The sequence below is a fragment of the Pseudomonas rosaeacicularis genome, from assembly GCF_057128745.1.
Map to the genome: position 1 here is coordinate 173,132 of NZ_JBSKHT010000011.1, position 11,270 is coordinate 184,401.

Below are 11,270 nucleotides of genomic sequence, written 5' to 3' on the forward strand. Positions count from 1 at the left end.
TGCCCCGCCTCGCGAACAAGTTCGCTCCTACAGACACCGCAGCGTCCAATGACTGTTTCTGTAGGGGCCAACTTGTTGGCGAGGCGATTTACCAGTCGGCCCACAAAGCTGCCTCGCGAACACGTTCGCTCCTGCAGAGTTGCTTCCTCACCTCCAATAACAACAAGGTGCGAGCATGACCACGACACGTTTGACCATGGCTCAGGCCCTGGTGAAGTTTCTTGATAACCAGTACGTCGAAGTCGACGGCGTGCAGAGCAAATTTGTTGCCGGCGTCTTTACCATCTTCGGCCACGGCAACGTACTGGGGCTGGGTCAGGCGCTGGAGCAGGACAGCGGCGACCTGATCGTGCATCAGGGCCGCAACGAGCAGGGCATGTGTCACGCCGCCATCGGTTTCGCCAAGCAACACCTGCGGCGCAAGATCTACGCCTGTAGTTCCTCGGTCGGCCCCGGCGCCGCCAACATGATCACCGCCGCTGCCACGGCCTCGGCCAATCGCATTCCGCTGTTGCTGCTGCCGGGTGATGTCTACGCCAGTCGCCAGCCTGACCCGGTGTTGCAGCAGATCGAGCAGTTCCACGACTTGAGCATCAGCACCAACGACGCCTTTAAAGCCGTGAGCAAATACTGGGACCGCATCAATCGCCCTGAGCAGTTGATGAGCGCCGCGCTGAACGCCATGCGCGTGCTGACCGATCCGGCCGATACCGGCGCCGTGACCCTCGCGCTGCCGCAAGACGTGCAGGCCGAGGCCTACGATTACCCCGACAGTTTTCTGCAAAAACGCGTGCACCGCATCGATCGTCGCCCACCGAGTCAGGCCATGCTCGACGACGCCTTGACGCTGCTCAAAGGCAAGCGCAAACCGTTGCTGATCTGTGGCGGTGGCGTGCGCTATTCAGGGGCCAATGAAGCGTTGCAGGCATTCGCCGAGCGCTTCGACATTCCGTTCGCCGAAACCCAGGCCGGCAAAAGTGCCATCGTTTCCGCTCACCCGCTGAACATGGGCGGCATCGGCGAAACAGGGAGTCTGGCCGCCAATACACTGGCCAAGGAAGCTGACCTGATCATTGGCGTCGGCACCCGCTACAGCGACTTCACCACCGCCTCGAAATGGCTGTTCCAGAACCCCGACGTGCAGTTTCTCAATCTCAATGTCGGCGCTTTCGATGTGCAGAAAATGGACGGCGTGCAATTGCTGGCCGATGCAAAAGTCGCGCTGCAATTGCTGAGCGATGCGCTGGAAAAAAATGATTACCGCGCGGCGTGGGGCGATCAGCCTAGAGAAGCCAAAGCGGCACTGGAGGCTGAGGTCGACCGGATATATGCGATCGAATACCAGACCCAGGATTTTGCCCCGGAAATCAACGACCACATGGACCCGGCCGTGCTGCGCGAATTCATCGAACTGACTGGCTCCTGCCTGACCCAAAGCCGGGTGCTCGGTGTGCTCAACCAGCGCTTGCCGACGGACGCAGTGATCGTCGCCGCAGCCGGCAGTTTGCCGGGGGATTTGCAGCGGGCCTGGCGCAGCACCGGGGTCGATACTTATCACGTTGAATACGCCTATTCGTGCATGGGGTATGAGGTGAATGCAGCGTTGGGCGTCAAGCTGGCCGCGCCTGAACGTGAGGTGTTTGCGCTGGTGGGCGACGGCTCATACATGATGCTGCACTCGGAGCTGGCGACTTCGATTCAGGAGCGGCGCAAGATCAACGTCGTGCTGCTGGACAACATGACGTTCGGTTGCATCAACAACCTGCAGATGGGCAACGGCATGGACAGCTTCGGCACCGAGTTCCGCTTCCGTAATCCTGAGACCGGGCTGCTGGATGGCGACTTCGTGCCGGTGGATTTTGCCATGAGTGCAGCGGCCTATGGCTGCAAGACCTATAAAGTGAGCAATGAGGCCGAGCTGGAAACGGCGTTGATCGATGCACAAAAGCAGACTGTTTCTACGCTGATCGACATCAAGGTCCTCCCCAAAACCATGATCCACGGCTACCTGTCGTGGTGGCGGGTGGGTGTGGCCGAGGTCTCGACCAAGGGCGCGACGGCTGAGGTTTATCAGCGGTCACAGACTGAGCTGGCCAAGGCGCGTCAGTATTGATACGAACCTGTTGGAGCGATCGGGCGGAGATCCGACTTGCCCGCGAAGTTAGCACCGCGGTTAGCCTGATGCCCCGCGTCCTCAGCTTCGCGGGCAAGCCTCGCTCCAACAGGGCTGCGGCGTGACGCGACAATTGTGGGAGCGGACAGGTCCGCTCCCACGGGATTGCGGCCTGGCGCAATTAATCGGGGCGAGATTAGACCCCAATTGAATGAACAAGGAGAGACAGATGAAAATCGGATTGGTCGGCTACGGCAAAGGCGGGCGGTATTTCCATGCGCCGCTGATCGCCAGTTTGCCCGGCGCGACGTTTGCTGGCGTGGTTACGCGTTCGCCGGAACGGCGCCAGGAGCTGTCCCGGGATTACCCCAAAGTCCCCGCGTTCGACACACTGGCCGACATGGTCGCCGCCGGTATCCAGGCAGTGGTGATTTCCACGCCCCTGGCGTCTCGTGAAGCATTGATCCTGCAAGCTATCGAACTCGGTGTGCCGGTGGTCAGCGACAAACCGTTCGCCCACGATGCCAAACAGGCGCAAGCGCTGGTGGACGCTGGCGCACGACAAAATGTCCCGCTCGGCGTTTACCAGAACCGGCGTTGGGATTCGGACTTTCTGACCGTGCGCAAACTCATCGACCAGGGCGCGCTGGGCAGCATCACCCGCTTCGAGTCCAGGGTCGAGCGCTACTCGCCCAACTCGGTGGGCAAACCCAGCGGCGGCGGAATGTTGCGTGATCTGGGCAGCCATCTCGTCGATCAGGCGCTACTGTTGTTCGGGCCGGTGAAGCGGGTGTATGCCGAGCTAGAGTTCGCTGCCCCCGATCAACCGGTCGATCACGGGTTCTTCGTTTCGCTGACCCACGAAAACGGCGTGATCTCGCACCTCTGGGGCAATTGCCTGCAGAACGCCCAAGGCCCCAGATTCCGCATTAATGGCTCGCTCGGTTGCTATAGCGTCGACGGTCTGGACGGGCAGGAAGACGCCGCGCTTGCCGGTCTCTCACCCAAATCCGAAGGCGAGCGTTGGGGCGTTGAGGAACATCGCCGCTGGGGCTGGTTCGAGCAGGGCGACCACCGCGAGCGCATACCGTCCGAGCGCGGCTGCTGGACCGAGTTCTACCGGTTGTTTCAGGAGGCAATCGAAAATGGCGGCCCGCTGCCGGTGGATGCGCGAGAAGCGGTCAAGTCTGCGGTGATACTGGATGCGGCACGTACGAGCGCAATGGAAGGGCGGGTGATCGAGTTGTGAATCGCCTGTCTGTGGGAGCGAATTTATTCGCGAGAGATGCAGCAGGCGCGGCAGATGAGTGGGGCGCGCCAACGCTTCGCGAATGAATTCGCTCCTACAGGGTATCGGTTTTCTTGAATAGAAATTAATTCTAAAAGCTGTTGAAATGGAAATTATTTTCCAATAGAGTCATTTCCAGGTTGCCGACTATCGACGTCCAGACCTGATGTCGGAGCCTTCCAACGCCAGGCCAGACGGACGACACAAAAACAAGAAAGCCAAAAAAACAGGTACCGTCGATGAACATGTTCAGATATGCCAATAGCCTCAAACCCTCCATTGCCGTCTTCCTTGATAGAGCCCTCGAAACCGTCGCCCGCGTGCTGTGTGTCCAAAGCCACGGCGTGATGGTATGCGGCCCTTACGGTGCCTCGGTCGCGCATTTCTCCAATCCGCACTTTTCCAAACCGCTGCCTTCGAGCCACGAAAGCACGCTCTGAAAACCACGTTTTGAACAATCAGCAGTCGCTACCCAATTCACTACAACAACAAGAATTTGGAGACAGACCGTTCATGAATATCAAGCTTCGTTTCACCTCCCTGGCCTTGGCACTGATGCTGAGCAGCGGCGCGACCCTGGCCGCTGATCTGAAAATTGGCGTGGCCATGTCGCAATTCGACGACACCTACCTGACTTACATGCGCGAAGACATGGGCAAGAAAGCCAAGGACATGGGCGGCGTTGACCTGCAATTCGTCGATGGCCGTAACGATGTGAACAAGCAGCTCGATCAGGTGCAGGAATTGATCGGCAAGAAAGTCGACGCCCTGATCGTCAATCCTGTAGACACCGCTGCCACCGGACGCATTACCAAGCTTGCTACCGCTGCCGGGATTCCATTGGTTTACGTCAACCGCCGCCCTGATGATCCGAAGTTGCCAGCGGGCGTCGCCTCGGTGACTTCCGACGACAAGGAAGCAGGCCGCCTGCAAATGGAATACCTGGCCAAGAAGATGGAGGGCAAAGGCACCATCGTGATTTTGCTGGGTGAGCTGTCCAACAACTCGACCCGCGACCGCACCGAAGGCGTGAAGGAAATTCTGAAAAAATACCCCGACATCAAAATTGCCGAAGAGCAGGAAGGTGCCTGGGGACGGCAAAAAGGCATGGACATCACCAACAACTGGCTGACCCAGGGGCGCGACTTCAGCGCGGTGGTTTCCAACAATGACGAGATGGCCATCGGTGCATCGATGGCGCTGAAACAGGCCGGTAAGAAACAGGGCGACGTATTGGTTGCTGGCGTCGACGGTACGCCCGACGGCTTGAATGCGGTGAAGAAGGGCGATCTGACGGTTTCGGTGTTTCAGGACGCCAAAGGTCAGGGTGAGGGCTCCATCGACGCTGCCGTGAAGATGGCCAAGAAGGAGGCCTTGCCTGAGCAGGCTATCGTGATCCCCTTCAAGTTGATCACGCCTGAAAACGTCAGCACCTTCAAATAACAACCGACGTTACGGGGGCGAGCGCTCATGGCTTCGTCCCCGGCCGCTGTCGACACAGGAGCCCGTGATCATGTTTGCTTCAGCTACTGATTCCCCCACCGCCAGAGCCGACGCCGCCGCGCTGGGCGCCGAGTCGCCTTACCTGCTGGAAATCGTCAACGTCAGCAAGGGGTTTCCTGGCGTAATCGCGCTGGACAACGTGCAACTACGGGTCCGTGCGGGCAGTGTGCTGGCATTGATGGGCGAGAACGGGGCAGGCAAATCGACGCTGATGAAAATCATCGCTGGCATCTACCAGCCGGACACCGGCGAGATTCGTCTTCGCGGCAAACCGGTCACCTTCGACACGCCGTTGGCAGCCCTGCAATCGGGCATCGCCATGATCCATCAGGAACTCAACCTGATGCCGCACATGACCATCGCCGAGAACATCTGGATCGGCCGTGAACAGCTCAACGGCTTTCACATGGTCGATCACCGGGAAATGCATCGTTGCACCGCCGCGCTGCTGGAGCGCCTGCGCATCAACCTTGACCCCGAGGAATCGGTGGGCAACCTGAGCATCGCCGAGCGGCAGATGGTCGAGATCGCCAAGGCGGTGTCTTACGATTCGGACGTGCTGATCATGGACGAACCGACCTCGGCAATCACTGAAACCGAGGTCGCGCACCTGTTCTCGATCATTGCCGACCTGCGCGCTCAGGGTAAGGGCATCATCTATATCACCCACAAAATGAATGAGGTGTTCAGCATCGCCGATGAAGTGGCGGTGTTCCGTGACGGCGCCTACATCGGCCTGCAACGTGCTGACAGCATGGACGGCGACAGCCTGATTTCGATGATGGTCGGCCGCGAAGTGACGCAGCTGTTTCCCGAGCGCGAGACGCCGATCGGCAAGCGGGTGCTGTCGGTGCGCGATCTGTCGCTCAATGGCGTGTTCGACGGCGTGTCGTTCGACCTGCACGCCGGGGAGATTCTCGGCATCGCCGGGCTGATGGGCTCTGGCCGGACCAACGTCGCCGAAACCATTTTTGGCATCACCCCCAGCACCCGGGGTGACATCCAGCTGGACGGCGTGAGCGTGCGGGTCAGCGATCCGCATTTTGCGATTGAGAAGGGGTTTGCTCTGCTGACCGAAGATCGCAAGCTCACCGGTCTGTTTCCCTGCCTGTCGGTGCTGGAAAACATGGAAATGGCCGTGCTGCCGCATTACGCAGGCCGCGGATTCGTGCAGCAAAAAGCCTTGCGCGCCTTGTGCGAAGACATGTGCAAGAAGCTGCGCGTCAAGACGCCTTCGCTGGAACAGTGCATCGACACGCTGTCAGGGGGTAATCAACAGAAAGCATTGCTGGCGCGCTGGTTGATGACCAATCCCCGCATTCTGATTCTCGACGAGCCAACGCGCGGCATCGACGTCGGCGCCAAGGCCGAGATCTATCGGCTGATTGCCTTTCTCGCGAGCGAGGGCATGGCGGTCATCATGATTTCCTCGGAGCTGCCGGAAGTGCTGGGCATGAGCGACCGCGTTCTGGTCATGCATGAAGGCGAGCTGATGGGCACCCTGAACCGCGCCGAAGCGACGCAAGAGCGGGTGATGCATCTGGCGTCGGGCCATTCCGTTCACTGACATTGCTGTGCGCCTGACCTGCTCAACGGCACACACCCGAGAAGAATAAGAAGGACGCATGAAAATGAACGCGATTCTGGACAACAAACCTGCCACGGCGCCCAGCAAGCACAAGCGCCGGCTGCCAACGGAACTCAGCATCTTTCTGGTTCTGATCGGCATCGGTCTGATTTTCGAACTGTTCGGCTGGATCGTCCGCGATCAAAGCTTTCTCATGAATTCCCAGCGCCTGGTGCTGATGATCCTGCAAATGTCGATCATCGGGCTGATCGCCATCGGCGTGACGCAGGTGATCATCACCACGGGTATCGACTTGTCATCGGGCTCAGTGCTGGCGCTTTCGGCGATGGTGGCGGCGAGTCTGGCCCAGTCTTCGGAATACACCCGGGCGGTATTTCCGTCGTTGACTGATTTGCCGGTGTGGATACCGGTGATCGCGGGACTGGGCGTCGGGCTGCTGGCAGGGGCGATCAACGGCAGCATCATTGCCATTACCGGTATTCCGCCATTCATCGCGACGCTGGGCATGATGGTCTCAGCCCGTGGCCTGGCGCGCTTCTACACCTCAGGGCAACCGGTAAGCATGCTCAATGACTCCTATACCGCGATTGGCCAAGGCGCGATGCCGGTGATTATCTTTCTGGTGGTGGCGGTGATTTTCCACGTCGCCCTGCGCTATACCAAATACGGTAAATATACCTACGCCATCGGCGGCAACATGCAGGCGGCGCGCACCAGCGGGATTAACGTCAAACGGCATTTGGTGATCGTCTACAGCATCGCTGGTTTGCTGGCCGGGCTGGCTGGCGTAGTCGCCTCGGCGCGGGCGGCCACCGGGCAGGCTGGGATGGGGGTGTCCTATGAGCTGGACGCCATCGCGGCAGCGGTGATCGGCGGCACCAGCCTGGCAGGGGGCGTGGGGCGCATCACCGGGACCGTTATCGGTGCGCTGATTCTGGGGGTGATGGCCAGTGGTTTCACCTTTATCGGCGTTGATGCCTACGTGCAGGACATCATCAAAGGGCTGATTATCGTGGTGGCGGTGGTGATCGACCAATACCGCAACAAACGCAAACTCAAACGCTGAAGTTTTGGATGCGCAGCGAAAAGGGCCTTAGAGGCCCTTTTTGTTTTGCAATGGGTTTGAACCGACGCAGTGGTGTCGAGTCAGAGGCTGGCTTGTGCTATGGGTTGAGGGCTCGAAACCTCGCCCGGCCGGGATTGCGACTGCTACTTGAGCGAATCTTGTTCAATTATGTTGCCGAGCAGAGACCCCGGCCTTAGACTGCCGCCCCTCGTAAATTGAGTGCCGGGTGGCGCTTGGAGACTATGGCGCTTTACGGCTACGCTGAGCCGCTCCTTTAATTCGCCTTAATGCACGTTTTTTTTATAGAGAAATCAATGACCAAGGAAAAGTTGCTGGCGATGCCGGCCGATGATTACATGAACGCCGAGCAGCACGCTTTCTTCGTCGAGCTGTTGCAATCCATGAAAGTCGAAATCCATGCGCGGATCGAGCAGAGCCGTATCGCTATCGAGAGCCTGGATTCCCCGGCTGATCCCGCTGACGCGGCTTCTGTTGAAGAAGAACGTCACTGGTTGGTGAATGTGATCGACCGTGATCAACGCATGCTTCCGCAATTGGAAATGGCGCTGTCGCGTATTGGCGACGATTCGTTTGGCTGGTGCGAAGACAGCGGCGAGGCTATTGGCCTCAAGCGCCTGCTGATCAGTCCTACCACCAAATACTGCATCGAAGCGCAAGAACGCCACGAGCAGATCGACCGTCACCAGCGTCAGGCTTGATGTGTCTCATCTGACTGCCTTAGGGCAGTCGGATGTTCGCTGGATCTCCCGGGTCCGGTTATCAATTCGTTGTCCGCCGCAGCACTCACTCAGTTGTTGAGACCGTTTTAACAGTGGTCCAGTGCTCGCTTTTGCATACACGCTCACACTACTTGAAGTTTTACTGACCCGCCGGCCGGGTGTTGCAGTGGCTTCAAGCAATCGTCTATTCCAGTGCAGATCGTTACCTTTAATTGTCATAATTCTATGTAATGTAAGAAATCTCTCCAATGCATGTTTATGATTTCACCAATACGTGTGGGACTTGTCTGAAGTGCTGATGGTTAGCTTGACGTTTCTCTAGTAATCCGCAAGCTGTATTAAATATGACTGGATGTTATTCAGTTTCTTATTGGCTACAGTTTGTAAGGTGCACTAAGGATGAAAAGATTTCCCGTTACTAAAACGTCAGAAGTGTCAAATAACGGCCTGCTCGCAGTGACATTGCGTATCGGCGTGTTTTTCGATGGCACCGGTAATAACCGAGTCAACAGTCAGATCGGCTCCGATTGCCGTGCAATGGCTGAGACCTACAACAATGCGCATATCCTGGAATGCGGCGGTCGGCATTCGGACCCCGGCAGCAGTTACAGCAGTGCGCTGACCAATATTGCCCTGTTGGCGGATCTCTACCGGCAACAACCTATCGCCAATAATTCCGGTAGCGGGCTGAAGGCTTATCACTCGATATATGTCAGCGGCATTGGCACAACCTCAGGCGGTCGCGATTCTGTTATATCCGGACAAAGTATGGGGCGTGGCCATACTGGCGTGGTTGCGAAAGTTGCCAAAGGCGTCAAAAAAATATCAAAGGTCATGTCGGAATTTGCTGCTCATAATCCGGGCTGTGTGATTGCTGCACTTGAACTTGACCTGTTTGGGTTCAGCCGTGGTGCCGCCGCTGCACGTCATTTGGCAAATGAAGTTTTGAAACAACATAAGGGACTGCTGAACGCCGTTGTTGAACAGCGCAAATTGCCTTTGAGCCCGCAGTTCAAGTGGGCCAATGGTTGTATCAGCCTGAAGTTGATCGGGCTGTTCGATACCGTGGCAGCGATTGGGGGCGTTGCGGATATGGGCAACGTCAGTGACTCGATCAACAAAAGAGTCAATCTGTTCCTGCCGCCCGGCTGCGCTGACGAAGTTATTCATTTAGTGGCAGGGGATGAACTGCGGCGCAACTTCTCACTGAACAGTATCGCGCCTGGCTGGACCAGAGAGATTACCGTGCCCGGCGCGCATTCCGACGTCGGGGGCGGCTACGCGATGCAAGCTCAGGAAAATGTCTTGCTGACCCGCCCTCGGCGCAGCCTGGTCAGCTTGCGCACCCTCAGTGAAGACACAGACGCCTGGCGCGAGACTCAGGCCGAACTCGCTGGTATGGATGCCCTGCAGTGGCTCGACCCTCGGGATGCCGATGGCTGCATGCGCGTGACGTGCTGGGAAAGTCACAGCCAGTCGGTACGCGGCATGAAGGAGGTGTGGGCGGCCGTGAGTCTTGAACGAAGGGTATTTGGGAATCTTTGCGGAGTGTACCTGCGCTTGATGCATGCGCTGGCCACTGAACAGGGCGCGCCGTTCGGGCCAATACCCGACGCCATGCTCTCGAGTGTGCCTCCAGAATTGCGAGGTATTGCCAGCAAGTTGATCGAACAAGGCCAGGCCGGGAACATTTCGCTGACGGAGCACGAAGCGCGTGTGCTTTCGCGCGGCTACATTCACCGTTCTGCGCACTGGAAGGCGCTGGCGGGCAAGTCCGGTCAGTGGAGCGACAGTCTGTTTGTCCATGCGCCTGCGGCGGGGGGCCGGTTAAGATTTCCAAACTGCGGACAGCCAGGCTATCCGCAGTAGCTGATTAACGGCGGCGTCGGTCAGACAGTTATTTGGCTTCGTGTAGCAGCACGTTTAGCTCGTCCACCACCGGCGCCCACTCGGCATCCAGCATCAGTTCGCCCTTGAGAAACTTCTGCTGCTGGGGCGACCAGAAGTCAGCTTCGGAGACTTTTACGTCATCAGGCAACGGACCATTTTTGTCTACAAACGCATCGATGCTGGCCTGATCCGAATCCAGGCCCAGTTGTTCGAACAAGGTTTCAAGTGTCGGCGTTGTGAGTTCCATGTCATCTCCTCGTCGGGCTTGCGGCCCGCACTGGCGTATACGGTATGTTCAGCCCTGTGTTGCATGTGAGTCGGCGCCTTCACGAGAGTTCTATGCAGTTACGGTCTCCTGAGTCACAGAGCAATACGCTCAGGCACTGCGACCACGTCTCGATAAAGACCTCACAGCGTGCAAAACCGAGCTATAAAGGACGAAAGGTATATATCGCGGATAGACTGCGAGCCGGTAGAATCCGTTCGTGCCCGCGCCCGGCACTCGGGGCGCATCGTTGGATCGCTTTCCTTTTTGTTGCCTGGCGCCATGGCCGGGTGGGTTTTTTTCAGGTTGGGAGTTTGCACATTGGCAGTAAGTAATCTGGATACCCATGCTCTTTTTGTACTGGGTGATCTGCGCGCGCAGTTGGTTAAACAGTTCCAGGCCCGTTTTGTTTATGTTCTGGAGCAGTCCCCTGATGGCATTTATATGTCGGAAATCGACACGGACACCGCGTTGGTTGTCGACGACAAACCGCGCCTTGAGCTCAAGGTCGGCGATCATTTCCGCGCCGCCGTGTTGCCCAGCCGGGAAGGCGGCAAGTTCGAATTGAAGTTTCGCGAAATCAAAATGTCCGTTTACGGTCTGGGTGAATACGCCTACGTCGACACCCCAGACGGCCACGGCATTGTGTTCAAGGAGTCGCACACCATTTTCATGGTATTTGCGGCCAAAGAGCAGATTGTCACTGGTTTGAGCAAGATCTTGAAAACCGCATCGGCCAAGGCTGCCAAATGGCGCAAGGGCGAGCTGGTGTTCAAACCCAGCGAGTAAGTGATTGAATCTGTAGGAGCGAATTCAT

General features: G+C 57.8%; 10 protein-coding genes. 9 read left to right on the plus strand and 1 reads right to left on the minus strand.

Features of this window, described 5'->3' with window-relative positions; all coding sequences use genetic code 11:
• The first annotated feature begins 175 nt into the window (after positions 1 to 175).
• The 8 genes from iolD to ACWKWM_RS16025 all read left to right on the plus strand — a co-directional run bounded on the left by iolD (position 176) and on the right by ACWKWM_RS16025 (position 10,167).
• Complete coding sequence (iolD, locus tag ACWKWM_RS15990) at positions 176 to 2,113, plus strand: 3D-(3,5/4)-trihydroxycyclohexane-1,2-dione acylhydrolase (decyclizing) (RefSeq protein ID WP_483847064.1); 1,938 nt, start codon at positions 176 to 178, stop codon at positions 2,111 to 2,113.
• Positions 2,114 to 2,342: 229 nt separating this feature from the next.
• The gene (locus ACWKWM_RS15995; protein WP_483847065.1) at positions 2,343 to 3,362 is read left to right on the plus strand and encodes a Gfo/Idh/MocA family protein; all 1,020 of its coding nucleotides are present in this window, start codon (positions 2,343 to 2,345) and stop codon (positions 3,360 to 3,362) included.
• A 278-nt stretch (positions 3,363 to 3,640) separates the two neighbouring features.
• Entirely contained in the window at positions 3,641 to 3,841 is a 201-nt protein-coding gene (locus ACWKWM_RS16000) for a hypothetical protein (protein WP_483847066.1), read from the plus strand.
• Between the two features lie 73 nt (positions 3,842 to 3,914).
• Entirely contained in the window at positions 3,915 to 4,844 is a 930-nt protein-coding gene (locus tag ACWKWM_RS16005) for a sugar ABC transporter substrate-binding protein (protein WP_483847067.1), read from the plus strand.
• A 70-nt stretch (positions 4,845 to 4,914) separates the two neighbouring features.
• Entirely contained in the window at positions 4,915 to 6,471 is a 1,557-nt protein-coding gene (locus tag ACWKWM_RS16010; protein ID WP_483847068.1) for a sugar ABC transporter ATP-binding protein, read from the plus strand.
• A gap of 64 nt (positions 6,472 to 6,535) precedes the next feature.
• Entirely contained in the window at positions 6,536 to 7,558 is a 1,023-nt protein-coding gene (locus tag ACWKWM_RS16015; protein ID WP_483847069.1) for an ABC transporter permease, read from the plus strand.
• 314 nt (positions 7,559 to 7,872) lie between these two features.
• Positions 7,873 to 8,277 carry a TraR/DksA family transcriptional regulator gene (locus ACWKWM_RS16020; protein ID WP_483847070.1) on the plus strand — a complete coding sequence of 135 codons (405 nt, stop codon included), beginning with the start codon at positions 7,873 to 7,875 and terminating at the stop codon, positions 8,275 to 8,277.
• Between the two features lie 420 nt (positions 8,278 to 8,697).
• Positions 8,698 to 10,167, plus strand: a complete 1,470-nt coding sequence (locus ACWKWM_RS16025) for a T6SS phospholipase effector Tle1-like catalytic domain-containing protein (protein ID WP_483847071.1) — start codon at positions 8,698 to 8,700, stop codon at positions 10,165 to 10,167.
• Positions 10,168 to 10,195: 28 nt separating this feature from the next.
• Here ACWKWM_RS16025 and ACWKWM_RS16030 read toward each other — a convergent pair whose 3' ends face one another.
• Positions 10,196 to 10,435 carry a DUF2789 domain-containing protein gene (locus ACWKWM_RS16030; RefSeq protein ID WP_483847072.1) on the minus strand — a complete coding sequence of 80 codons (240 nt, stop codon included), beginning with the start codon at positions 10,433 to 10,435 and terminating at the stop codon, positions 10,196 to 10,198.
• A gap of 339 nt (positions 10,436 to 10,774) precedes the next feature.
• Here ACWKWM_RS16030 and ACWKWM_RS16035 point away from each other — a divergent pair, with 339 nt between their 5' ends.
• Positions 10,775 to 11,242: a hypothetical protein gene (locus ACWKWM_RS16035; protein WP_483847073.1), complete on the plus strand. Its 468-nt coding sequence runs from the start codon at positions 10,775 to 10,777 to the stop codon at positions 11,240 to 11,242.
• Positions 11,243 to 11,270 lie beyond the last annotated feature (28 nt).